Here is a 24,463-nt window from a genome sequence, read left to right as displayed (position 1 = left end):
GTGCTACGACGGGCGCACTATAGGGGATGGCGCGGTGATGTGAAGGGGCCGCCGGGCGATTGGCCTGCGGCAAGCCGCCCTGCTTCTCCCAGACCGCCCATCAACGGCAGACGTCGTGCGGCCTAAGACTTCTTCTTGTCGGCGTACGGGTTCTTGCCGCCGCGAATCCAAAGCCGGATCGGCGTGCCGGCAATATCGAAGGCTTCACGCAGGCCATTGACCAGATAGCGCTGATAGGAGGCGGGAACGGCATCCGGACGCGAGGCGAAGACGATGAAGCTGGGCGGGCGAGTCTTGGCCTGCGTCATATAGCGCATCTTGAGGCGGCGGCCGGACACGGCCGGAGGCGGATGGCTCTCCGTCATGCCGGCGAGCCAGCGATTGAGGCGCGCGGTGGACACATGGGAATTCCAGCTGCGCTCAATGGCAAAGATGGCGTCCATCAGCCGGTCAATATTGCGTCCGGTGAGGCCGGAAAGGGTCACCAGCGGCACGCCGCGCAATTGCGGCAGCAGACGCTCACAGGCCTCGCGCAGTTCCGACAGGGCCCGGTTCTTGTCCTCGATCAGATCCCACTTGTTCAGGGCGATGACCATGGCCCTGCCCTCGCGCTCGACGAGATCGGCCAGGGCAAGATCCTGCTTTTCGAAGGGGATGGTGGCATCGAGCAGCAGCACCACGACTTCGGCATATTGAATGGAGCGCAGGCTGTCGCTGACCGCCAGCTTTTCCAGCTTCTCGGTCACGCGGGAACGGCGGCGGATACCTGCGGTATCGACCAGGTTGATGGTGCGCCCCTCCCACTCCCAGGGGACGAGGATGCTGTCGCGCGTGATACCGGCTTCCGGACCGACCAGAACGCGATCTTCACCCACCATGCGGTTGACCAGGGTCGACTTGCCGGCATTGGGACGGCCGACAATGGCGACATTGAGATAGCGCCGGGGGTTCCAGCGCAGGGTGGCCTCGTCGCCCTCTCCTTCAAGCATGTCCGGGGTGATGTCGACATCCACCTGGGGCAGGATATCGAGATCGTCGGCGCCCGACGCTTCGGCCTCTGCCTTCTGCTCTTCGGCCCTGTCGATTGCGGCCGAGACGATGGAGTAGAGCTCGGACAGGCCCAGGCCATGCTCGGCGGACAAGGGAATAGGCTCGCCAAAGCCGAGCTTGAAGGCTTCCACCAGACCCGCTTCGGCCGAAGAGCTCTCGGCCTTGTTGCCAACCAGGTGCACCTGCTTGCCGGCCTTGCGCAGAACCTGGGCAAAGCGCTGATCGAGGGGCACAACCCCGGCGCGGGCGTCGATCATGAATAGGATAATGTCGGCTTCGCGAATGGCTAGCTCGGTCTGCTGGCGCATCCGGTCTTCGAGGCTGCCGTCCTTGACGTCCTCGTAGCCAGCCGTATCGAGCACCCGAAAGGTCAGATCGGCAATGCGGCCCTCGGCCTCGCGGCGATCGCGGGTAACGCCCGGCGTATCGTCCACGAGAGCGATCTTGCGGCCGACCAGCCGGTTGAACAGGGTCGACTTGCCGACATTGGGGCGACCGACAATGGCAAGCGTAACCGTCATGGTGTGTTCCCGGCGCTGATGCGCCTACTGTTCTGCGGCCGGAGCGTCGGCGGCCGGCGTTTCGGCCGGGGCTGCTTCCAGCTCGGGGCTGGCGGCTTCCGCCTCTGCGTCTGCCGAGGCCTCGGTTTCCGGCGCCGCAACAGCTCCGGAGGAGGTCAACTGAGCGACGTAGTAAGCCATGCGGTTGCGCGCCGCGTTCTGCGTCAGCGGATCATTGAGCACGGTTTCGAAACTGGCCTGGGCAGCGGCAAAGTCGCCTGCCTTGTATTGGGCGAGGCCGATCAGTTCGTTCGCCACGCGGCGCATGGCGCTGTCCTGGGTGGCAAGCGTGCCGACGCGCGCCTCGACATCGGCCAGGGTGCCGTTGTCGACAAGCAGGCTCGCGGCCAGCACAAGCGCCAGTTCGCGCAGGCGCTGATTGGACTGCGTATTGGCCAGCGCATCATAGGCCGCGACGGCACCGGCACTGTCGCCCTGCTCGGCCAGAAGGCCGGCCTTGCGGAACTCAGCGAGAACCGGATAGCCACCGGACCCTTCGGCAACGACGGTATCGAGCGCAGCCGTCGCGCCAGCGAGGTCCCCGCTTTCGGCCGTATCGAGGGCAGCGTAGAGCTTTTCGGACGATTGCGCGGACTGGCTGTTGGTGTACCAGGCCCAGCCTTCATTGACCGCGACCAGGGCAACAATGGCGATGGCGCCACCGATGACGAAGGGCGCGAAACGCCGCCAGAGCGCACGCATCCGGTCTGAGCGAAGCTCTTCATCGATCTCGCGAAATAGATTGTCCTGCGACATGAGCGGTCCGAAACGGTTTGAAATCGCGGCAGCTTTATCATGCGCCCCCCGGAATGCAAACCGCGCGCAGCGGCAGCGCCGCATTAACCTTGGGAGCACTCCGGATGCCGCGAACGCCCGGATACGCGGTAGATTGGCTCACTTGACCGGGGTGCCCGAATGAGCGGCCAGCGCGACCAGACCATCGACTTCTTTCGAGGCACGGCCATCCTCCTGGTCGTGTTGTTTCATTTTACCGCGCGCTTGCCGGATTATGCCCTCAACATCACCGAAGGCGCCCCCCTGCCCCTGTTCTTCGGTTGGGTCGGGGTCTATTTCTTTTTCATCATCTCGGGCTACTGCATCTTCATGACGCTGGAGCGGTCAGAAACCGTTGGCATCTATCTGGCGCGGCGCTTCTCGCGTATCTATCCGGCCTTTGCTGCGGCCGTTTTGGCGCTTTTCGTGTTCGGCATGGTGTTTTACGTCCCGTCCGTGCCCGAGGCCAATTTCCACGAGGTCGCGCCGGGGCCGTTCGACGTGATCCTCAACCTGTTGTTCATCGGGGAAATCGGCGAGTGGGTGGACGGGGCATTCTGGTCGATTGCCGTCGAGGTCAAATTCTACGTGCTCGTCGCCATTCTCGCCGGCTTCATCCACGACAAGCGCCGCTTCACGCTGTTTTTCGCCTGGCTGGCGCTGATCATGGCGCCGATCTGGGCCTTCTCGACGCTGATCTCGGGTGCCGGTGCCATCACACCGCAATCCATGCTGAAATTTCTGGCCATCGCGCCCTATCTCAGCTTCTTCGCGGTCGGTATCCTCGGCCGCCAATATGAATCGGGAACTGCCGGTGCGGGCCGCCTGCTGGCGGCAAATGTGGCGGTCTCCACCGTGGTTGTCTGGATCGAGGCCTATTCGTTCGAACTGCATGATGGCTGGATCACCGCCAGCGTCTGCGCGCTGGTCTATCTCGGCCTGGCGCTCTTGTTCGTGCGGTTCGTGCGCGGCTGGTCGGTGCCCAGTATTGCCGGGGTGACCTGGTCGGTATCGCACATCGGCCTACTCAGCTTCTCCTGGTATCTCATCCACGAAAATATCGGCATGAGCATGCTGGCGACGCTCAACCTCTATCTGCCCGCCGGGGTCACGCTGGTCCTGGTCCTCGTGTCGACATTTCTCATCGCACTGGTCTTTGCCAGCCTGTTCGAATGGCGCTTCCGCAAGCCGGTCGAACGCCTGGCGGTGGCTGGCCTCGACTGGGTGGGCCGCTCCATCCGGCCGCTTTCCGGGCTGCGCGTGGCGCCCATGGCACGACCGGCCGAATAGCCCCCGGTGCGCGACGCTGGAATCGGCTCGCCAAACCTGCTAGTCAGCGCCTCATGAGTGATTTCGAACGCCCAGAACTGCTGCCCCCCGACGGCCACAAGAAAGTGCTGCTGCATTCCTGTTGCGCGCCCTGCTCCGGCGAGGTGATGGAGGCGATGCTGGCTTCGGGGGTCGAGTACACGATCTTCTTCTACAATCCCAATATTCACCCCAAGCGCGAATATCTGCTGCGCAAGGACGAGAACATCCGGTTTGCGGAAAAGCACGGCGTGCCCTTCGTCGATGCCGACTATGATCGCGACAACTGGTTTGCCCGGGCCAAAGGCATGGAACACGAGCCCGAGCGCGGCATCCGCTGCACGATGTGCTTTGACATGCGCTTCGAGCGCACCGCGCTTTATGCCCACGAGCACGATTTTCCGGTGATGACCTCGTCGCTGGGGATTTCGCGCTGGAAGAACATGGCGCAGATCAACGATTGCGGTCACCGCGCGGCGTCGCCCTATGAGGGCCTCAGCTATTGGGACTACAACTGGCGCAAGGGCGGCGGCTCGGCCCGCATGATCGAAATCTCCAAGCGCGAAGAGTTCTACCAGCAGGAATATTGCGGCTGCGTCTATTCCCTGCGCGACACCAACGAACACCGCGTGGCGACCGGTCGCGAGCGGATCGTTCTGGGGCAGAACTATTATGGCAAGGACGGCGCCGAGCAGTAGGCGGGGTCAGTCCAGAAGCTTCAAATCCTGGCGGGCCTGCTCGGCAAGCCTGTGTTTCGGGTGTCGCTGGATGAAGAGTTCGAGGGCTTCGCGCGTTCCAAGCGCCTTGAAGTGCGCGTATTCTTCGGTCACCGCGACATCCGGATCACGCGCAGGCGGAACGACACCGCCGCGAACGTCATTCGACGAGGTTTGAGGCTTCCGTTCCATGATTACTCTCCGGCGATCACATCTTCGTCTTTAGACTTGTCGTGGCGATTTTCTGTTTGCCAATACTACCGAATTGTACCAATTTTATGGTCAAGGGCGAAATATCCCAGAATAGCGGGCGGGCATGCGCGCCGTAGGGCGACGCAAAACAGCGATGGGGACATCCATATATGACTGGCATTGGCAAGACGACCAAGACCATGACTCCGACCGGCAATGCCGATATCGACGGCATCCTTTCCGGGCGCGCCTGGGACGGCAGCATCACCTATGCGTTCCCGCTGTCGAGCGTTAGTTATGACTATACGGGCGAGCCGGATGACAATTTCGGCATCTTCACACCGGAGATGGAAGCTGCCGCGCGGTTTGCGCTCGACAAGTCGTTTGGCACCGCCGCCAACGATGGCTTTTCGGTGGAAGGCTTCACAGGTCTAGGCGTTTCGGAAGGCTCTGCAAACACGTCCAACCTCCGGTTCGCCCAAACGGACGATTCCGGAACGGCGCACGCCTATTATCCAAGCACCCTCGAAAGGGGCGGCGACGTCTGGTTCGGGCGAAACTACGACTATACCAAGCCGCAGGCCGGGGATTATGCCTGGTTGACCATGATCCATGAGATCGGGCACGCGCTGGGTCTGAAGCATACTCACGAAGTCAGTGGCGATTTTCCGAACCTGTCTTTTGACAAGAACTCGATGGAATTTTCCGTCATGAGTTACCGGTCCTATATCGGTGCGTCGGACGGTTCGGGCTATGTCAACGAACAGTACGGCTTCGCCCAGACCTTTATGATGCTGGACATTGCCGCCCTGCAAGCCATGTATGGCGCGGACTACAGCACCAATGCCGGAAATACCGTCTACAAGTGGAACCCGGGAAGCGGTGACACACTGGTCAACGGCAAGGTTGGGATCGACGCCGGCGGCAACCGGATTTTCGCGACCATCTGGGATGGCGGCGGCAACGACACCTATGACCTCACCGCCTATAGCAGCGATCTTAGCCTTGACCTCAATGCGGGCGGCTTCTCGAAGTTCGGCGCTGCCCAGTTGGCTTATCTCGGCGGCGGTCCGAACGGCGGGTTCGCGCGCGGTAATATTTTCAACGCCCTGTTGTTCGAAGGTGATCTCAGGTCCCTGATCGAAAACGCCAAGGGCGGCAGCGGCGATGACTCCATTACCGGCAACCAGGTCGCCAACAAGCTCTATGGCAATGGCGGTGCCGATGACCTCAGCGGCCTTGCCGGCAATGACAAGCTCTACGGCAATAGCGGCAACGACACGCTTGATGGCGGCTCGGGCAATGACTGGTTGTATGGCGGATCGGGTGCCGATGCGCTGATCGGCGGTTCCGGCTCCGACACCGCCGCTTATGGCGGCAGTTCCCGAGGAGTGGTCGCCAGCCTGATCAATCGTTCGATCAACACCAACAATGCGGCGGGCGATACCTACAATTCCATCGAGAACCTGAGCGGCACCTCCTATGGAGACCGGCTTTATGGCGATAATATCCGCAACCTGATCTGGGGTCAGAGCGGCAATGACCGCCTCTATGGCAACGGCGGAAACGATAGTCTGAGCGGCGGAAACGGCGATGATCGCCTGTACGGCAATAGCGGTTCCGACCGGCTCTTCGGCGGGTCGGGCAATGATTGGTTGTATGGTGGCTCCAGCGGGGATCGACTCGACGGCGGCTCGGGCCGTGACACGGCTGCCTATGGCGGCAGTTCGAAGGGTGTCGTTGCCAGCCTTGCCGACCCGTCGATCAATACCAACAATGCCAAGGGCGACACATATTTCTCGATCGAGAACCTTAGCGGCACAAGCTATGCCGATCGCCTCATCGGCGACAGCGGGGCCAACAGCATTTCCGGTGGCAAGGGCAACGACACCCTGACCGGCGGGGCCGGCGCCGACGACTTCTATTTCAAGAAGGGCTATGGCCGCGACACCATCACCGACTTTGAGAACAATATCGATGATATCAACCTGCGGTCGTACAATTTCTCCAGCCTGAGCAGCGTGCTCGCCAAGGCCTTCCAGGTCGGCGACGACGTTGAAATCCGCCTCTCGGCAACCGATGTCATTGTCCTCAAGGACTTCGACAAGAACCTGCTGAGCGCTGCGGACTTTCTGCTCTAGCCGCAGAGCTCGTTCGAACCGTCAACGATGAATGGCCGCCTCCGAGAGGCGGCCATTTTCGTTTTTGGGCTGGCAACAGCGGTGCCGTCGCCGAGGCGCGGACGGAAGGATTGCCAGGCGCAACTCACTTCATCAGGTTGCAGAAGATCATGTAGCTCGAGATGGTGTCGTCCCAGCCGTAGGAAGCCAGGTTCACCATGCCTTGGGAGCCCCAGAAGATGGCTTCGCCGCCGCCTTTGTTGGGGTCGCGATAGACGCCGATCGAGCAGCGCACGGCCGCACTGTCGTCGCATTTCAGCGAGGAAATGCGGTTGTCCCACCACTCGCCGACCGTGGTGACATACTCGGCATAACTGTCCTGGTTGTCGTAGCGCTGGGCGAGCCAGCCGACATTTTTCTTCCAGCTTTCGCCGCCACCATTGGCGTGCTCGTAAAAGGTACAGCCCTTGTTGCGCATGCTCATGGGCATGGTGCCGGGGATGGGCTTGATGACGAAATCGCGGCTCATCTGGCCGGGCAGCATGATCTGCTGCGCCTGGACGGCGCCAGCACCCAATCCGGCCAGGGCCACAACAAGCAGCATGGTTTGACGTAGTTTCATTTGGAACACCTCCGATTGTCGTTCGATGGGTCCATGCTGCTCCTCCCCGCCGCGTCCCGCGTCCTTCAAGTGAAGGATCAAAGCTCCTCCCGCACGTTTCCACTCCTTCACTTGAAGGACGAAAGGCCCGTGGCGGCGGTCTAGCCTGCATTCATCGCAATGCACGCCAAAGGAGTGCCAGATGTTCAAAACTTGCCTCAGGGCCGCCGCACTGTTCGGTCTGGCCACATTTCCGCTATGGGCCATCCCGGCATCAGCGTCACTGACCGTGGTCCGCCAGTATCCCCAGCTCGGGGCGACTGCGGGCGGGATCACCGTCAAACTCCGGGCCGGGCCCGGAAGCTTTTTCCCGCAGATCGACACGATCGGCCGGGGGGAGTTCTTCATCGTCAAGAGTTGTTCGCGGGGCTGGTGCGTCATCCAGCAGCAGGACGGCGGCCCGACAGGCTTCATGACCGATGCCTATATCGTGTTCCGGGGGACGATCCATGGCTAAGCTCAACAGCTTCCTCTTGGCGACTGCCGCCCTGGCATCGCTATGCGTCCCGGCAATGGCCCAGGACGCCGCGCCGGCGCCGCTCGACTGCACGAGCTTCATGGTTGGAGAATGGGTGGGCCAGGGCGAATTCTCCGGCTTCGGCCAGAGCGTCGAACTGGACAATCGCTACACGTTCAACGACGACGGCACATTCGAGACGGTCAACCGCTACAAATCGGGCGACGATGACTGGACCGAGCAGGTGGCCACGGGCACCTGGACCACCGAACTGGAAGTCTATGACCCGGAAGTCGATGGGCCCCTGCCCGAGGATATTGATCCCAGCGCGATCGAGGCCTGCAGCGTCACCATGGAAACGGTGCAGGAGGGCGAAGGCTTTTCGGTGTCCGGCAGCTCGACCAGCAGCTATGTCAAGGTGGACGAGGATACGTTCTCGACCATGGACTTTGAAATGCACCGGCAATAGCCGCTTCCAAATCCCCTCGAACCGGCCGGAGTTTCCGGCCGGTTTTTTCTTGCTCTCAGTTCCCGTTGCCGGCGTCGTCAAGGCGGATGAAGGCCTCACGGCCGCCAGAAGCCAGCCATAATGCGCCGCGCACGGTGCCACCGAAATCAGGGAAGCTGTCCTGGTAGCGCCGGGTCAGCCCCGTGGGGTCGACGACGACCAGGGCGTCGACGCGCACGATGTCCCCTGCCCCAGTGTCGATCTCATATTTGCCGGGGGGACAGGGTGGGATCTGGCACATGATGGGCGCAAATTCGACCTGAAACGGGCCGGAATAATCCGGCGGGCGGGTGGTGGCGTCGACGGTACCCACCGACGCCGGCAGGATGGTCGCCTGACTGCCGTGATGGGTGCGGATGATCACCTCCCCGGAAAACTCCAGGTGACAGAATGAACCTCGAGTAAAGGCGGGTGCCAGGTGGGGATCGGTCGCTGGGTCAAGTCCGGCATTATGGACATAGGTCACCCGGCCATTCTGCTCGATGCCGTATTTGAGCAAATTGGGTGCGGGCGGACAGGGTGTGCCGCTATCGAGCTGACCGTAATAATGAAGCGTGAAATTGCCGGAGAGGTGCCCGACTGTCATGCGCGGGTCAGCGGACGATTGTGCGAGCACAGGGCTCGCGACCAGCAGACCCACGAGCAGGGATAGGATGGGACGGCGCATATCAGTTGTCCTCCGGCCAGAGTGGTCCGGTGGCGCGGGTCTCCTGTTGACGGAATGTGCCGGCATAGACACCACCGGAAATGCGGGTCCAATCCATGTCGTCCTTCTTGTCGAGGGGCGCTATGCCCAGGATTCCGTCGGACATGATTTCCTGCCCGAGATTGCGGTCGATGATGATGATCAGGCTGGGCTCGCTGGTTTCAGGGCCCATCGGGCGAGGCATGTCCCAGGTGATGCCGCTGTCATCGACGGTCGCAAGCCGCGCTGCGACGCCCAGTTCCAGAGCCAGATAGGCCGGAGACACCTCTTCGCCGTCGACATTGATCGCGGCGGGATAGGCGACGGGCAGAACCGCCTCCGGCCACTCTTCCCATTGCTGCCATTCGGCAAGGCCGTCGACGGTTTCGGTCGACAGGCATGTTCTGGCAAGGCAACTGGTGGCTGCCGCGACGTCGTCCGCGATCTCGCGCCGCCCTGCTGCCAGCAGCACAGAGGCCGACTTGGCACTGGGTACGGTGACGAAGCGCCAGCCGACATTGGGGCCAATCCCGAAAATTTCAGGGTCAGCGACGTTTTCTTCGCCATAGGCCTCGATGGCCTCGAGGCGCGTCACCGGCCCGAGGTTGAAGCGCTGAACGTCGACGAAGGAGGCCTCCACATTTTCAAAGGTCTGCCAGTGATAGCGCAGCACGTAGCGGACCCGGGTCAGAGGTTCTTCCTGAGTGTCGATCAGCAGCATGGCCTTTTCTATGGGCGAGATATCCCGATCGGCAGGGATCATGGCGTCCATGTCACCGCCCAGCAGATCCTGGAGGGCACCCTCGATGTGTTCGAGAGCCATGGGTTCATAGGCCTTTTCCGAGACATAGGCACTGGCGGCGGCGTCGAGCCCTTCCTGCGCCAACAGGGGCGTCGTGAGGGCCGTACCGGCAAGGAGGGCGCAGAGGCACCCCAGACGATTTGTGATGACCATGGTGGAAATCCTGCGGTGATTGCGGTGGCCATCATTCTGAGCCATGCGCGCGCAGTCGACCTCCTGCATATGCATGGTTTCCTCGAGCGCGCGGGTGATAGACTGGTGCATTGATCGGAGTGCTCAATGCGCAGGCAAAACACACTCGAGCCGACCCAATGGTCGCAGGTGCGCCAGCTTCTGGATGACCTTTCGGACCTGTCGCCACCGGAACAACATGAGCGATTGTCGGCGCTGTTTCTGGAGCCTGCCGTGCTGGCGGAAACACGCGACCTGCTCGCGGCCATGGATGGGGCCCAAGGGTTCCTGCCGCTGTTCGACGCAAATGGGGAGATCAAATCCGACTATCAGTCCCTGCCCCAGGGAACCATGCTGGGACCCTTTCGGATTGCCGAGCTGATCGGTCGTGGCGGGCATGGTGAAGTCTATCGCGCCGAGCGCGACGACGGGCAGTTCGAGCAGAGTGTAGCCGTCAAACTGCTGCGCCCGGAGGCTCTGGCGCAGTTCGACCGGTTCCGGGCCGAGCGGCAATTGCTCGCCAGTCTCGATCACCCCGCCATTGCCCGATTGATCGATGGCGGCGTGACCCAGGACGGGCGGCCATACATGGTGATGGATTTCATCGATGGCGAGCCGGTGGATGCCTGGTGCGCGCGCACAGGCGCCGGCCTCGAAACCCGCCTCAGGCTGATACAAGAGGTGGCGGCTGCCGTCGGCTATGCGCATGGGCAGTTGATTGTCCACGGCGACATCAAGCCCGGCAATATTCTGGTCAACCGCGACGGCGCGGCAAAACTGCTCGACTTCGGCATTGCGCGGGTTCTTGCAGCGCAAGACCTGGCCGGCCGCACGACGACGGCGCTGTCGACGCCCGCTTATGCCGCGCCGGAACAATTGATCGGGGCGCGCGCGACCACGGCGACCGACATCTACGGGCTTGGCGCGGTGCTGTTCGAGCTGCTCACGGGCAGACCAGCCTGGCAGATGGCCGACGTGCCGGTGTCCTGGGCGTCCCGGATTCTCAACGACGAACCACCTCTTGCCAGTACCAGGTGCCTGCTGCCTGCAATCCCGGCGCAGAAGCTGAAAGGCGATCTCGACGCCATAACCGCCCGTGCCTTGCGGGCGGAACCCGAGGCCCGCTACGCGACCGTGCCCGCGATGAGCGAGGATATCGAGCGCTACCTCACCCATCGACCGGTGCAGGCGCGCCATGGCAATGCCCTCTATCGCACTGGACGCTTCCTGCGCCGCAATGCCCTGCCCGTTGGCATGGCTGCGGCACTGGTATTGGCACTTGTCGCCGGCTCCATCGGGATCGGCTGGAACATGCAGCGGGCAGAAAGCAATCGCGTGCAGGCCCGGGTCGAGGCCCTGCGCGGCGAGTCGCTGCGGGATTTCATGGCCGTATTGTTTCGCGGCATCTACGCCCATCGCGACGAGGGCGTCCGCGACGCCAGACAATTGCTCGATGTCGCGGCCGAGCAACTCGAGGCCGATGCTGCCGCCGGGCGGGTGGATTCGCAGGCGGTGCGGGCCTTGGGCGAGCTCTATTTCGAGGTGGAGGAATTTTCGGCCGCTACGCCGTTCCTCGAACAGTTCATCGGGACGGCCAACCGGACGGGCGATGCCGCGCTGGCGGCGCAAACGCAACGATTGCTGGCCGCCGGAGCCTTGCGGCGCGGTGATCTTGAGGCTGCCGATGACTTTATCGCAGAAGCCACGGCCTTCTTTGATGGCAATCCCGGCCTCTATGCGCGGGAAAGGGCCGAGCTCAATGCCTTTCGCGCCGCCATGCTGCGTGAGCGGGGCGAACGGGACAGCGCCATTGCCCTGCTCGAGGAGTCGATTGCCGAACTCAAGACCTGGCTGGGCGAAACGAGCCTTGATGTGCTGACCTTGGAGCAGAACCTGGGCGTCCATTACCTCAGCAATGGTCAGAGGGACAGGGCGTCGGTGACGCTGGAACATGTCATGGACATGCTGCGCCAGACCGGGCGCGAGCGCAGCCCGGTGGCCCTGGCCTCCATCTCCGCCCTCGGCCAGATCGCCCAGCTTGGCGGCAATGTCGAACTTGCGGTCGATCTCTACGGCCAGGCTGTCACGGTGCGAAAGCAGATCTTTCCACCTTCGGCATCCCTGGCCGCACTCGAGCTCAACTATGCGCGCGGACTTGCCGGGCTTGGCCGGTTCGAGGAGGCCCTGCCGGTATTTGACGAAGCCATTGCTGTATCGGAGACATCGGGCACGGCCAATGGGGCCATCCACCTGGTGCTGCTGGCGCAGCGCAGCATCGCCCATGCGTCGCTGGGCCAGGTGGCGGAGGCCGAAGCCGATGCCGAGGCGGCCATTGCCGGCGTTGCCGCGACCTTTGGCGAACAAAGCCAGTATTACGGGCTGGCGCTGATGGCGCGGGCCAATGTTGCCGTCCTCAAGGGCGACAATGGCGTGGCCCAATCAGCCATCGACGCGGCACGGCCGCTTTTCGCGGCCATGGGGCCTTCCGGCCAGCAATATCTCGATGGTCTCGACATGTTGCAGTCACTGATCGACAACAACCAGCCCTGACCGAGCGAGCCTAATCCTCGCTGGTCATTTCGCGGAAAAGCCAGGCGCGGGCCTGCAGCCAGTCCCGGCGGACCGTGCGGTCGCTGACCTTGAGAACCCTGGCTGTTTCCTCATCGGTGTAGCCGGCGAAGAACCGGCACTCCACCACGGCGGCGAGGCGGGCATCCTGCTGTTCAAGAGCGGCCAGGGCTTCATCGAGCTTCAGCAGTTCCAGATCCTGAATGCCCGTCGCCTCCTCGGCCTCCTCGAGGTCCCCCGCGATCTGGCCGCCACCGCGCTTCTGCGCAAGTCGAGCGCGGGCATTGTCCACCAGCACATGGCGCATGGCCTTGGCGGCGGTAGCCAGGAAATGCTCGCGGCTCTCCCAGTGGCCATGGCGGCTGAGCTTGACATATGTCTCGCTGATCAGCGCGGTTGTCTGCAGGGTCTGCGGACGGCCCGCGCGCAGCCGCTCGCGATGGGCGATTTCGCGCAGGCTGTTATAGAGCTGTCCGACCAGATCGTCGGCTGAAACGGCACTTGCGGCAGACATGAAGCGACTGTGTCGCAGAACCTGCCCGCCAGCAAGGACTAAAGATGATCGGCCGCTGCCACCGGTTTTTCGGCGCCCTCGACCGCCTCATAGAAGGGCGGCAGGGTGCGCACCCCGGCCACTCCGGCAACCACAGGTCCCGGGAAAGTCTCGACGCGGTTTTTCAGCGTGTTGACGGCATTGTTGTAGAAGCGCCGGGCCGCCGCGATATGGGCCTCGACCTCGCGATAGGTCCGCTGGGCCTCCATCATCGGGCCTGACGAGGTCAGTTGCGGGTAATTCTCGGCCAGGGCGAAGAAGCGCGTCATGTCGGCGGTCAAGGCCGCTTCGGTCTGGAATTTTTCGGCAATGCGCGAAAAATCCCGCTCGCCGATCCGGGGCTGGGCCTGGGCGCGGAGGTTCGTGATCTCCTCGAGCAGGGTCGCCTCGTGCTCCATGAACCGGCGGGCAATGGTGAGCACATTAGGGATGAGATCGTGGCGCTGCTGCAATTGCGCATCGATGCCGCCAAGGGCTTCACCCACCTTGTTGCGGGCGGCAATGACGGCGGCGTACCAGCCGTAGAGGATAGCGGCGAGGGCCGCGACGATGATCAGGATGGTGGTCATGGATGTATCTCCGTGGGGGTCTGATCGAGGCGAACGCCCGGCATCTGCGCGATGACATCGAGCAGCTCGTCCACCAGCATCATGGCTTCGTCCAGATCGGTGACGATCTGCTTGAGGTGGCGCGACATGTCCGCGTCGGTGACATCACCCGGCTCGAAGAGGTTGCGGGCATTGGCCTTGCCGAAGATCAGGGTCAGTGTGTCGCTTTCCAATAGGAGGATCGGCGGCAAAAGATCGGTACTGTTGGCCATGAGCTTGAGGCGCTGCATCACGGCCGGGGTCAACGCGGCCCGGGAGCCGATCTGGTCGCTGCCCCAGATCCGATAGATTTCCTCAAACTCGGGGTCTTCGAGACCGATGCGCTGCAGGTCCGGCGGAGGCTTGTCCAGGGCCCGCTTGACGATGGTGACGGCCGCGACGTTGCCGGGAAACTGCGCCTGAACCAGGAGGCCCTGCGCAACCACATGCGCACCTTTGGGGCGCCATTGGCCCGGCTTGGCAACACGGCTGCCATAAAGGGCCGCGAACTCGGCGATGGTGACCGTTGCGCCGCGATGGGCCCCGCGAAAGGCATCGTCCCGACGAATGACATCGTAGGCCGGGATGAGGCCGAACTGCGTCGCTCCCTCGAGGGCCAATGGCTCGGCAGCATCGAGAGCGGCAAGGTCATGGCGGTCCAGCAATTGGGGCAGCATGGTCTGCTTGAACAGGGCGCTGAACTGTTTCTGGAAATGCTGGGTCGTGAGGCCCCGTGCGAGGAAATAGCAGACCGCGGAGATGATGGCGGCCGGCAGGAGATTGTTGCCGCCATCGGTGAACAGTCCCAGCGCCAGGGCACAGGGGACGAGCACCATGGCCGCCAGATCGATCAGCCGGGACATGGCCTGCGCCTGTTCGCCGAGAGCGGCGCGCCGCCCGTCGATACCGGCCAGAAGCGCGGCAGATTCCGGGGCGAGAGGAGGCTCCTCACCGGGCTGCCCGGATGGCTGCGGCGCCTCTGGAATGGGCAGCCCAAGGTCGGCCGCATCGCCGCCACCGCCGCTTCGCGCGGCCATGAATTTCTTGGCGAAAACGAACATCACCACGCCGACCAGGATGAAGGGGCCGACAGGGCCAAGGACGCCGATCAGCATGAAAGGCAGTGCGGCAAAAATGTTTCCTGTCGTCGCGGCGATGACAAAGCCGATGACCGGCACGGCCAGCACCGAGATCAGGACCATCGGCAGGTAGCGCTGAAGCTTGTCCTGCAGGCGGGCCCGATCGACAGCGCTCAATTGTCGCCAGGCATTGTTGGGTGGCTCGGCCATCAGTCCCCTCCTTGTCGAGCCTGAGGTTAGACACGCCCGCCGGGCCGGGGATCATCCATATGAAGGAGGCAGATGGTCGCGAACGAAAAAATTGCGCCGGTCATGTCCGGATTGGGGCACCCGTTCCCGTCTTCCCTGGTGTAACCCCAGGAGGAAGGGCACCATGTTCAACACCGCGCTTGCAACCGATCCGGGCATTCCCAGCGTCCATCACAATGACGCCGGGCCCGTGCTGACCCTGGTGGTGGATGCACACCTGCACGTAGAGGGGGGCAGGCCCGATGCCTGTATCGAGCTCGGACCGCTCGGGATTGTCTTTGGCAAGGTCACCTTGCGCAGCGCGCAACTCGACGCCGAGCTATCCGTGCATGTGCGGTCTGGCCTCAGTGCCCGGATGACCCTGCCGCGACTGGGCATGGACCTGACGGTGCTGCCGGTGACCGTGCCGGGAGAACGGACGGGCGGACGCGCGGTCATCCTGCTGCAGAAGCGCGACGTGGCGCCGGACCCGCTGGTTCAGATCCGCTCTCGCTGCGGACTGACGGGCGCGGAAACCGACGTGCTGCACCTGATCTTCAAGGGCCTCAACACCGTCGAAGTCGCCTCGGCGCTGAAGGTGGCCAAATCCACCGTCCGCACGCATCTGCAGCACATCTTCCAGAAAACGGACACCTCACGCCAAAGCGAGCTGGTCCATTTCGTCGCTACCTTTGCGGCGGGTTAGAGGCAATGGATGCGCGGGCTTATTCCCACTCGATGGTGCCGGGCGGCTTGCTGGTCACGTCATAGACGACGCGATTGATGCCGCGGACTTCGTTGATGATGCGGGTGGCGGTCTTTCCAAGGAAGTTCATGTCGAACTGGTAGAAATCGGCCGTCATGCCGTCGACGGAGGTTACGGCGCGCAGGGCACAGACGAATTCGTAGGTGCGGCCATCGCCCATGACGCCGACGGTCTGCACCGGCAGCAGAACCGCGAAGGCCTGCCAGATCTTGTCATATTGACCCGACTTGCGGATTTCATCGAGGTAGATCGCATCGGCCTGGCGCAGGATGTCGAGCTTTTCGGGGGTGATGCCGCCCGGACAGCGGATGGCGAGGCCCGGGCCCGGGAATGGGTGGCGGCCGATGAAGCTGTCGGGAATGCCGAGTTCGCGGCCCAGCGCCCGGACTTCGTCTTTGAACAATTCGCGCAGGGGCTCGACGAGCTTCATGTTCATGCGCTCGGGCAGCCCGCCGACATTGTGGTGACTCTTGATGGTGACCGAGGGACCGCCGCTGAACGACACCGACTCGATGACGTCCGGATAGAGCGTGCCCTGGGCCAGGAAATCGGCACCGCCGAGCTTCTTGGCTTCTTCCTCGAAAACTTCGATGAACAGGCGGCCGATGATCTTGCGCTTGGTTTCGGGATCCGACTGGCCTTCGAGCTCGCCGATGAACTTGCCGGCGGCATCGACATGCACGAGCGGGATGTTGAACTGATCGCGGAACATGGTGACGACCTGTTCGCTCTCGTTCAGCCGCATCAGGCCGTGATCGACATAGATACAGGTCAACTGATCGCCGATGGCCTCGTGGATCAGGACAGCGGCGACGGACGAATCCACCCCGCCGGACAGACCGCAGATCACGCGGCCGGAGCCGACCTGCTCACGGATCTTCTCGACCATCTTCTGCCGATAGGCGGACATGGTCCAATTGCTGGCAATGCCGCAGATGTGGTGCACGAAATTGGCGTAGAGCTTTCCGCCATCGGGCGTGTGAACCACTTCCGGGTGGTACTGCACCGCCCAGATGCGGCGCGCTTCGTTGGCGATCATGGCAAAGGGCGCGTTGGGCGAAGTGCCGACAACTTCAAACCCTTCGGGCAATTGCACGACGCGGTCACCATGGCTCATCCAGACCTGGTGGGATGTGCCCACGTCCCAAACGCCTTCGGAAAGCGAGGACGGCTTTTGCACGGTGAGCTCGGCGCGTCCGAATTCGCGGTGGTGGCCGGCTTCGACCTTGCCACCCAGCGCCATGCACAAGGCCTGCTGACCGTAGCAGATGCCCAGGATGGGGACATTGGCGGCGAGGACCGCCGGGTCAATCGTGGGGGCGTTTTCGTCCAGCGTCGATGCCGGGCTGCCGGACAGCACCACGCCCTTCGGATTGAGCGCCGCCATGGCTTCGCCAGCGGACTGGAAGGGGTGAATTTCGCAATAGACCCCCGTCTCCCGGATGCGGCGCGCGATCAATTGCGTGACCTGCGAACCGAAGTCGACGATCAGGATGGTGTCGTTGCGGAGGGCGGTGTCTGGGTGCTGCATGGCGAGGCTTTAGCCAGACAGCGCGGATTCCGCAAGATGGGTGTTGCGGAACCCGCCATGCACAAATGGCGGGAGCTGACCCGCCGGTTCCCGGACTAGTTCAGAATGGCTATGGAGAGGTTGAGATAACCGGCAAAGCTGACCCAGGCCAGATAGGGGGCAAACAGCCACGGCGCGATGTGATCGTTGCAGCGGCCGGTGAGGATAAAACCCAGGATCGCCAGCCACATGGCAACCAATACGGCGAAGGCAACCCAGGGGAGCTGGGCCAGGAACCAGATTGGTGACCAGGCCCAATTGAGCAGCATCTGGGCGCCCCAGAATTTCATCGCCGAAGACGCCGGGGCCGCGATCCAGATGCGCCAGCCGGCGACGGCGATCATCACATAGAGCGCGAACCAGACCGGGCCGAAGACCCAGTTGGGCGGATTGAGCGGTGGCTTGGTGAGCGATTCATACCAGACGCCAGGGACCGATTGTGTGCCGATCAGGGCGCCGATGCCGATCACCAGGGCGAGGAAAACGGCCAGGGCGATCCAGGCCCGGGGGGTGCGGTAGTCGTGTGCAAGGGCGGTCATTGCGAGCTCCGTATGCTGTTCTCAACCTTGAACGGAGCAGCCGCCTTCGTGGTTCACCTGCTGGTGGGGATCAGGCCTTTTTCAGCAGGTGGCAATAAAAGCCATCGGTACCGGTGCGATGCGGCGTGAGGCAGACACCGCCGAGCGGGGTGCCGAGGCCAGCCGGCATGTCGGTGATCAGCGCGGTGCGCCAGGCCTGGGCCACGTCCTCAGACTGCATATCGGCATGATTGGCGAGGAAAGCGGCGATCTGGTCGTCGTTTTCCTCGGGCAGAATGGAACAGGTGATATAGACCAGGGTGCCGCCCGGCTTGAGATAGCGCATGCCTTCGACCAGCAGCGCAGCCTGCTCGGACTGCCGCTGGGCGAGCAGGTCTGCCGACAATTTCCATTTGGTATCGGGCCGCCGGCGCCAGGTGCCGGTGCCCGTGCAGGGCGCATCGATGACTACCCGGTCCATGCGCCCGACAAGATCGTCCAGCGCCCCCGGATTGGGCGCCCGCACCTGCGCATTGCGGACGGCATTGCGCTTGAGCCGGTCATAAATCGGCGCCAGGCGATTGCGATCGCTGTCATAGGCGAAGACCTGCCCGGAATTGCCCATCGCCGCCGCAAGGGCCAGGGTCTTGCCCCCTGCCCCGGCACAGAGGTCGAGCACCTGTTCGCCCTCGCGCGCGCCGGCGAGGGCCGCAACGATCTGGCTGCCCTGGTCCTGCACTTCGAACCAACCCTTGAGATAGGCCTCATCGGTGGTGACGTTGGGCGTGCGGGCGTCGCGCGGACCGGCCGGCATGGTGATGCCGAATGGGGCGATGGTGGTCGGCTGCGGCGAAAACCTGGCCAGCGACTTCATCACCTTTTCGGGCGCCGCCTTGAGCGCATTGGCGCGCAGGTCGAGCGAAGGCCGTCCTGCCATGGCCTGCCCTTCGGCAACCCAGTCCGGCCCAAAGGCCCGCTCGAGCGAGGGGGCAAGCCAATCCGGAAAATCGGCGCGGGTGGTAGCGGGCGCGGCGGAAAGATCGGCCGTTGCGCCCCGCGCTTCTTCCTCGTTCAAGGCCCCGGGTGCGTGAGCGTCGCCGGAAAATGCAGTGTTCAGGGCGTCTGGGGTTTCGCCCCAATCCCACATGGCCACGGCCAGGACCAGCGCCCTCGGGCTGTCGCTGCCCATGGCATAGGCATGGGAGGCGCGGCGCCGCAGGGCGTCGTAAACCAGGTTACCGATGGCGGCGCGGTCGCCTGCACCGGCAAAGCGATTGTTGATGCCCCAGGCCTTGAGAGCCTCGGATACCGGGCGCTTGCGCTGCTCGACATCGGTCAGAACCTCAATGGCGGCGGCAAGACGGCCGGGAAGGCGCATGGAATGTCCTCAGGACAGCAGGAGACGGAGCAGGACCAATAGCCAAAGCAGGCACAGCACTGCAAGGCCGGCGGAGTACACCATGAAGCGCCGATGGACGCGATTGGTGGTGACGTGGATGGCCGCATGGGCGTAGCGCAGGGCTACGAAACCCCAGGCGAGGGCCAGCTCCGACCAATTGGTGCCGCCGGACCACAGCGCGAAAATGGCCACAACATAGAACAGCACCGGCAATTGGAACTGGTTGTCAAAACTGTTGGACAGGAGCCGCGCCTTGAGCGGATAGGCCGATCGGTCGACAGCAATGTCCTTCACCGCGATCTCGCCGGACATGACGCGCGGGACACGTTCCCGCCCCATGAGCACAAGGATGATCACTGCCAGCAACGCCTGGAAGGTGATGGCAAGGATCAGCAGTTTTTCGATCAGGGGCATGGCTCAGCTCGGCTCGATGGGCAGGTTTTTCTAGCAACGCCTTTTGGCGAATTTAGTTTGTCGGGACTTTCGCTGTCGCGCGAGTGTGGGTCCGCCATATGCCAGAGACTTTCTGACGCTCAGTCACCCCACCCTCGGTCCCTCCCCATCAAGGGGAGGGAGGCGATGAGCTGATGCTGCAGAGAAGAGGCATGGACTAACAATCACCCGGCCGCACCCCGGTGTTGGCGGGGGGCGTTGTACATTGCAGACCCGGCACCGCTGCTAGCGGCCGCTGCGGTAGTTGGGGGCTTCGCGGGTGATGGTCACGTCGTGGACGTGGCTTTCGCCGAGAGCGGCGGCGGAGATTTTCACGAAGACGGAATTGTCGCGGAATTCCTGCAGGGTGTGCGCGCCGGTATAACCCATTGAGGCCCTGAGACCGCCTGCAAGCTGATGGAGCACCGCGCCGACCGAGCCTTTGTAGGGCACCTGGCCTTCGATGCCTTCGGGCACGAGTTTCATCTGGTCGCGCACGTCCTGCTGGAAGTAACGGTCGGCCGAACCGGCACCCATGGCGCCGACCGAACCCATGCCGCGATAGGATTTGTAGGAGCGTCCCTGGTAGAGATAAACCTCGCCGGGCGCTTCGTCGGTACCCGCCAGCAGCGAGCCGACCATGACGCAGGAGGCGCCACCGGCCAGGGCCTTGGCCATGTCACCGGAAAACTTGATGCCGCCATCGGCAATGACCGGAATGCCGGCCTTGGCGCCTTCCTCGGCGCAAGCCATGACGGCGGCAAGCTGGGGCACGCCGACACCGGCGACAATGCGGGTCGTACAGATCGAACCGGGCCCGATTCCGACCTTGACCGCATCGGCACCGGCATCGATGAGCGCCTTTGTGGCTTCCGAAGTCGCGACATTGCCGGCGACGATGCGGGTCGAATTGCTTTCGCGCTTGACGCGCTCGACCGCCTCGGCGACGCGCACCGAATGGCCGTGGGCGGTGTCGATCACGAGAAGATCGACGCCCGCGTCGATCAGCGCCAGCGAGCGCTCGAAGCCGCCATCACCGACGGTCGAGGCCGCGGCGACGCGCAGGCGCCCCTGCTCGTCCTTGACGGCATTGGGATTGAGCTGGGCCTTCTCGATGTCCTTGACGGTGATGAGGCCGATGCAGCGATAGTCTTCGTCCACCACCAGCAGCTTTTCGATGCGGTGACGGTGCAAGAGCACCTTGGCTTCTTCCTTGGAAACGCCTTCGCGGACCGTGATGAGATCCTGATGGGTCATCAGCTCGGAAATGGGCTGATTGGGATTGGAGGCGAAGCGGACATCGCGGTTGGTCAGGATGCCGACCAGCTTGCCGATCGCCCGGCCGCCGCTGCCGCCATTTTCGACCACTGGAATGCCGGAAATGCGGCTCTGCTCCATGAGTGCCAAAGCGTCGGCAAGCTTGGCGTCGGGGCCGATGGTAATGGGGTTCACCACCATGCCGGATTCGAAGCTCTTGACCATGCGCACCTGTTCGGCCTGTTCGAACGGGGTCAGGTTCTTGTGGATGACGCCGAGACCGCCGGCCTGGGCCATGGCAATGGCCATGCGGCCCTCGGTGACCGTATCCATGGCCGAAGACAGGATGGGAAGATTGAGCGCTATGTCCTTGGTGACATAGGTCGAAATGTCGGTCGCCGTGGGCAGGACGTCGGAGCGCGCCGGCTGCAGGAGCACGTCATCGAAGGTGAGCGCCGCATCGCCAGTGATGGTGGTAATAATCTTCGCCAAGGCCAGACCCTTCCTGCCTTCTGATGAAACCAGAGATATTGGAATGCGAGCCGGAAGATGGAGAGGCCGGCTCAGGTTGGCGAGGGTCAATAGCACCGGGGACAGGCTTTGCCTAGAGCCCAACTGTTCCCCACGGAACAGCCCTGCCCTGCGCCAGATGGGATTGTGATCGCGCCCCGCTGTTGGGGCTGCCGGAGAACAAGACCATGCTCAAGAGTCGCAATGTCTGGGTGAGATTGGCCATGGGCGCCGTGGGCGCGCTACTGGCGCTGCTGATCATCAAGGTGGTGGACGCCCGGGGCGCGCCATCTGCGGAGCGGATGGACGAGATCGTGCAGGGAAGCGTACCGGAGGTTTTCGGCCTTTTCAAAACAGCGTTTCCTGCAGAATACGACACCTATCTCGCCGAGCTGGTGTCGGGACCACAGGACAGCGCCAGCATCGCGGCCACCACGACCCGGCATCTGGTGTCCCTACGGCAGACCAATGCCCACCTGATCCAGCGAGCCGATGACAACATTCTGCGCCAGGTGATCGCGGGCAATCTGCAGACATTGCGCCTGCTGCATTCGATCGGCGCGCAGGACGCCTGCAACCGCTACGCTCTGGGTGGGGCGACTGCACTGACCGCGGCAGAACTGGATCGATTTGGCGACCTGCACACGGCTTCGATCAGGGATGTGATGCGCGCCATCGCCTCTGGGCGAGCCGACGGGATCAAGCGGAAGCTGGCGCAGGACGCGGACTGGGACGGGTTGATGAGCGCAATGGGAGAGGCAGGGCATGGCGCTCCCTCGCTCACAGCCCTGGCGCAGATGGACGGAGCCGATCCCCATCTGTGCGCGGCAACCATCGGCATGCTAGAAGCGATGCTGAGCAGCACCGACGCGGCCATGGGGCGGGTGCGGGCTTCGTTTGTCGCCGATCTGGCCCGGATGTGAGGAGACTGACAATGACGGCAATGCACGTGAAGTTGAGCCTGCTCCTGACCCTTGTGGTGGCGCCGGTGACAGCCCAGGAACTGGGCGTCTTCGGGCCGACCGAGAGCGGCAATTATGCCTGCTGGAAGCGCGATTATGATGCGGCCCATCTGGCCAGCCATCCGGACCAGCTGGTCACCAATATGAGCCTCGTGGTCGATTTTCCGACCGAAGCGGAAGCACGCGAGTTTTCCAGCTTTTACGATTTCAGTCTCGACGCGACGTTGCGCGGCGGCAAATCCGGCAATGGCAGCGGCACCTGCACGCCTTCGGGCGATGGTACCGGCATGGTGTGCGGCATCGACTGCGACGGCGGTGGCGTAGCCGTCGGCATTCGAGATGACGGATCGGTGCTCGTCGACCTCGAGCACTATGGCTATATCCGTTTGGACGGCGAATGCGCGGGCGGGGATGAGGCGGATACGTTTCCGCTCGAAGCTGGCGTCGACGACAAGACGTTCCTGCTGCACCCCGTCACCGGGAAAGCCTGCCGCAACATAGCCCCCGACTGGATGCGCTGAGCCGCGGCCCAGCCGGTTTTGACTTTGCCTCTGCACGTTATGGGTTCATAGTAAGTGGGCTCGCATTCGCGGGCCCCTCCGACTCACTTCGGTTCCCTGCCTTGATCCGCGTTACCCCGCTCATCCTGGCGGTCGCCCTGTTCATGGAACAGATGGACTCGACCGTCATCGCCACCTCGCTGCCGGCCATTGCTACCGATATCGGATCGGACCCCATTGCGCTGAAGCTGGCGCTGACCGCCTATTTCGTGGCGCTGGCGATCTTCATTCCGATCAGCGGATGGATGGCGGACAGGTTTGGCGCCAAGAACATCTTCCGGCTTGCCATCTTCGTCTTCATGCTGGGGTCGCTGGCGTGTTCCTTCGCGTTCTCGCTGGAAACATTCGTCCTGTCCCGGTTCTTCCAGGGGATTGGATCATCGATGATGACCCCGGTGGGCCGACTACTGCTGGTGCGCTCGACGCCCCGCAACGAGCTGGTGAGCGCCATGGCCTGGCTGACCATACCGGCGCTGGTGGCACCGGTAACAGGCCCGCTCATCGGCGGATTTCTCACCACCTACCTGTCATGGCACTGGATCTTCTGGATCAATATTCCCATCGGCATTGCGGGGATCATCCTCGCCGGAATCTATCTCGACGTGCCGGACGAGCGCACGCCGAGGCCGGTGGACCTCGTGGGTTTCGTGATCGCGGCCGTGGCCTTTTCGGGTCTCGTCTTCGGACTGTCGGTGGTGAGCCTGCCGGCGCTGCCGATCATCTATGGCTACCTGACGCTTGCCGTGGGGGCCACAGCCGCCCTGCTCTATCTGCTCCATGCCAGGCGGACAAAGTATCCGCTGCTCGACCCAAAGCTGTTTCGCCATCGGCTGTTCCGGTCCTCGATCACCGGCGGCTCGCTGTTCCGGGTCGGGGTGGGCGCGGTGCCGTTCCTTTTGCCGCTGATGCTGCAACTCGGATTCGGTCTCAACCCGTTCCAGTCGGGCGCGATTACCTTCATTTCGGCCATCGGCGCGATTATCAGCAAGCTCTTTGTCGAACGCCTGTTCGCCCGGTTCGGCTTTCCGCGTCTCCTGGGTTTCGCCGCAACCCTGGGGGGTCTGCTCATCGGCGCCCATGGACTGTTTTCAACTGAAACGCCCGTGCCGGTCATCATGCTGATCCTGCTCGTTGGTGGCGTGCTGCGGTCCATGTTCTTTACCGGCTCAAACGCCATCGGCTATGCCGATATCAGCGATGAAGAGGCCAGTCAGGCCACGGCGATCGTGGCCGTGGCGCAGCAGATTTCCGTGGCCTTCGGGGTGGCGGTGGCCGGCGCCGTGCTAGAAATTTCCAGCAGCATGACCGGCGGCCACCTGAGCCTCTTCAATTTTCAGATTGCCTTTTTCACCGTTGGCGGGCTGAGCGCGCTGGCGGGTTTGATCTATTGGTTCCTGCCGGCAGACGCGGGCAGCAATGTTTCCGGCCATCGCGCCGTTGCCAGGGAGTAAATGGCCCCTATTCCGGGCC

The 24,463-nt window shown here is 63.0% G+C and carries 24 protein-coding genes; 10 read left to right on the top strand and 14 right to left on the bottom strand.

The genetic code is table 11. From position 1 onward, the window contains the following. Positions 1 to 122 precede the first annotated feature (122 nt). Positions 123 to 1,571: a ribosome biogenesis GTPase Der gene (gene der, locus KIT02_RS00990; RefSeq protein WP_297581079.1), complete on the bottom strand. Its 1,449-nt coding sequence runs from the start codon at positions 1,569 to 1,571 to the stop codon at positions 123 to 125. A 24-nt stretch (positions 1,572 to 1,595) separates the two neighbouring features. After that, entirely contained in the window at positions 1,596 to 2,366 is a 771-nt protein-coding gene (locus KIT02_RS00985; RefSeq protein ID WP_297581077.1) for a tetratricopeptide repeat protein, read from the bottom strand. A gap of 159 nt (positions 2,367 to 2,525) precedes the next feature. Between KIT02_RS00985 and KIT02_RS00980 the strand changes: the two genes are divergently transcribed. Then, entirely contained in the window at positions 2,526 to 3,674 is a 1,149-nt protein-coding gene (locus KIT02_RS00980; protein WP_297581075.1) for an acyltransferase, read from the top strand. A gap of 53 nt (positions 3,675 to 3,727) precedes the next feature. After that, complete coding sequence (locus tag KIT02_RS00975; RefSeq protein ID WP_297581073.1) at positions 3,728 to 4,390, top strand: epoxyqueuosine reductase QueH; 663 nt, start codon at positions 3,728 to 3,730, stop codon at positions 4,388 to 4,390. Between the two features lie 6 nt (positions 4,391 to 4,396). On the opposite strand, the gene KIT02_RS00970 is transcribed toward KIT02_RS00975, so the two are convergent. Further along, entirely contained in the window at positions 4,397 to 4,600 is a 204-nt protein-coding gene (locus tag KIT02_RS00970; protein ID WP_297581071.1) for a hypothetical protein, read from the bottom strand. 170 nt (positions 4,601 to 4,770) lie between these two features. Between KIT02_RS00970 and KIT02_RS00965 the strand changes: the two genes are divergently transcribed. Continuing rightward, positions 4,771 to 6,741, top strand: coding sequence for a M10 family metallopeptidase (locus tag KIT02_RS00965; RefSeq protein ID WP_297581069.1), 1,971 nt, complete (start codon positions 4,771 to 4,773; stop codon positions 6,739 to 6,741). A 124-nt stretch (positions 6,742 to 6,865) separates the two neighbouring features. Here KIT02_RS00965 and KIT02_RS00960 read toward each other — a convergent pair whose 3' ends face one another. Then, a complete protein-coding gene (locus KIT02_RS00960) occupies positions 6,866 to 7,342 on the bottom strand; it encodes a hypothetical protein (protein ID WP_297581067.1) in 477 nt (158 codons plus the stop codon). Between the two features lie 181 nt (positions 7,343 to 7,523). On the opposite strand from KIT02_RS00960, the gene KIT02_RS00955 reads away from it, so the two are divergent. Both KIT02_RS00955 and KIT02_RS00950 read left to right on the top strand, forming a co-directional pair. Beyond that, entirely contained in the window at positions 7,524 to 7,838 is a 315-nt protein-coding gene (locus KIT02_RS00955) for an SH3 domain-containing protein (protein ID WP_297581065.1), read from the top strand. Continuing rightward, positions 7,831 to 8,307 (top strand): hypothetical protein, encoded by a 477-nt coding sequence (locus KIT02_RS00950; RefSeq protein WP_297581063.1) that lies wholly within the window; start codon positions 7,831 to 7,833, stop codon positions 8,305 to 8,307. Before KIT02_RS00955 ends, KIT02_RS00950 begins: the two co-directional genes overlap by 8 nt. 55 nt (positions 8,308 to 8,362) lie before the next feature. On the opposite strand, the gene KIT02_RS00945 is transcribed toward KIT02_RS00950, so the two are convergent. After that, entirely contained in the window at positions 8,363 to 9,013 is a 651-nt protein-coding gene (locus tag KIT02_RS00945) for a hypothetical protein (RefSeq protein WP_297581061.1), read from the bottom strand. A 1-nt stretch (position 9,014) separates the two neighbouring features. Then, complete coding sequence (locus KIT02_RS00940; protein ID WP_297581059.1) at positions 9,015 to 10,097, bottom strand: hypothetical protein; 1,083 nt, start codon at positions 10,095 to 10,097, stop codon at positions 9,015 to 9,017. A gap of 15 nt (positions 10,098 to 10,112) precedes the next feature. Between KIT02_RS00940 and KIT02_RS00935 the strand changes: the two genes are divergently transcribed. After that, a complete protein-coding gene (locus KIT02_RS00935; RefSeq protein WP_297581056.1) occupies positions 10,113 to 12,554 on the top strand; it encodes a serine/threonine-protein kinase in 2,442 nt (813 codons plus the stop codon). Between the two features lie 10 nt (positions 12,555 to 12,564). On the opposite strand, the gene KIT02_RS00930 is transcribed toward KIT02_RS00935, so the two are convergent. From KIT02_RS00930 to KIT02_RS00920, 3 genes are read right to left on the bottom strand one after another with little or no spacing between them, the layout of a single operon-like run. Further along, positions 12,565 to 13,086 carry an ECF-type sigma factor gene (locus KIT02_RS00930; RefSeq protein ID WP_297581054.1) on the bottom strand — a complete coding sequence of 174 codons (522 nt, stop codon included), beginning with the start codon at positions 13,084 to 13,086 and terminating at the stop codon, positions 12,565 to 12,567. A gap of 38 nt (positions 13,087 to 13,124) precedes the next feature. Continuing rightward, positions 13,125 to 13,694: a LemA family protein gene (locus KIT02_RS00925; RefSeq protein ID WP_297581052.1), complete on the bottom strand. Its 570-nt coding sequence runs from the start codon at positions 13,692 to 13,694 to the stop codon at positions 13,125 to 13,127. Then, positions 13,691 to 15,001, bottom strand: coding sequence for a DUF3137 domain-containing protein (locus KIT02_RS00920; protein WP_297581050.1), 1,311 nt, complete (start codon positions 14,999 to 15,001; stop codon positions 13,691 to 13,693). Before KIT02_RS00920 ends, KIT02_RS00925 begins: the two co-directional genes overlap by 4 nt. Before the next feature lie 163 nt (positions 15,002 to 15,164). On the opposite strand from KIT02_RS00920, the gene KIT02_RS00915 reads away from it, so the two are divergent. Next, on the top strand, positions 15,165 to 15,725 hold the full coding sequence (locus KIT02_RS00915; protein WP_297581048.1) for a helix-turn-helix transcriptional regulator: 561 nt from the start codon (positions 15,165 to 15,167) through the stop codon (positions 15,723 to 15,725). Between the two features lie 19 nt (positions 15,726 to 15,744). Here KIT02_RS00915 and guaA read toward each other — a convergent pair whose 3' ends face one another. The 5 genes from guaA to guaB all read right to left on the bottom strand — a co-directional run bounded on the left by guaA (position 15,745) and on the right by guaB (position 21,453). Next, the gene (gene guaA / locus KIT02_RS00910; RefSeq protein ID WP_297581046.1) at positions 15,745 to 17,316 is read right to left on the bottom strand and encodes a glutamine-hydrolyzing GMP synthase; all 1,572 of its coding nucleotides are present in this window, start codon (positions 17,314 to 17,316) and stop codon (positions 15,745 to 15,747) included. A 95-nt stretch (positions 17,317 to 17,411) separates the two neighbouring features. Next, positions 17,412 to 17,894, bottom strand: coding sequence for a TspO/MBR family protein (locus KIT02_RS00905; protein WP_297581043.1), 483 nt, complete (start codon positions 17,892 to 17,894; stop codon positions 17,412 to 17,414). 70 nt (positions 17,895 to 17,964) lie between these two features. After that, complete coding sequence (locus tag KIT02_RS00900; protein ID WP_297581040.1) at positions 17,965 to 19,251, bottom strand: RsmB/NOP family class I SAM-dependent RNA methyltransferase; 1,287 nt, start codon at positions 19,249 to 19,251, stop codon at positions 17,965 to 17,967. Between the two features lie 9 nt (positions 19,252 to 19,260). Next, positions 19,261 to 19,686, bottom strand: coding sequence for an MAPEG family protein (locus tag KIT02_RS00895; protein WP_297581037.1), 426 nt, complete (start codon positions 19,684 to 19,686; stop codon positions 19,261 to 19,263). A gap of 264 nt (positions 19,687 to 19,950) precedes the next feature. Continuing rightward, positions 19,951 to 21,453, bottom strand: coding sequence for an IMP dehydrogenase (gene guaB / locus KIT02_RS00890; RefSeq protein WP_297581034.1), 1,503 nt, complete (start codon positions 21,451 to 21,453; stop codon positions 19,951 to 19,953). A 206-nt stretch (positions 21,454 to 21,659) separates the two neighbouring features. On the opposite strand from guaB, the gene KIT02_RS00885 reads away from it, so the two are divergent. From KIT02_RS00885 to KIT02_RS00875, 3 genes are all read left to right on the top strand, one after another. Next, entirely contained in the window at positions 21,660 to 22,394 is a 735-nt protein-coding gene (locus KIT02_RS00885) for a hypothetical protein (RefSeq protein WP_297581032.1), read from the top strand. Between the two features lie 11 nt (positions 22,395 to 22,405). After that, complete coding sequence (locus KIT02_RS00880) at positions 22,406 to 22,954, top strand: hypothetical protein (RefSeq protein WP_297581029.1); 549 nt, start codon at positions 22,406 to 22,408, stop codon at positions 22,952 to 22,954. A gap of 101 nt (positions 22,955 to 23,055) precedes the next feature. Then, positions 23,056 to 24,444, top strand: coding sequence for an MFS transporter (locus tag KIT02_RS00875; RefSeq protein ID WP_297581026.1), 1,389 nt, complete (start codon positions 23,056 to 23,058; stop codon positions 24,442 to 24,444). Positions 24,445 to 24,463 lie beyond the last annotated feature (19 nt).

Origin of the sequence: Devosia sp., assembly GCF_025809055.1 — a bacterium.
Classification (GTDB): Bacteria; Pseudomonadota; Alphaproteobacteria; order Rhizobiales; family Devosiaceae; genus Devosia.
This window is presented reverse-complemented; position numbering and strand designations above follow the sequence as displayed.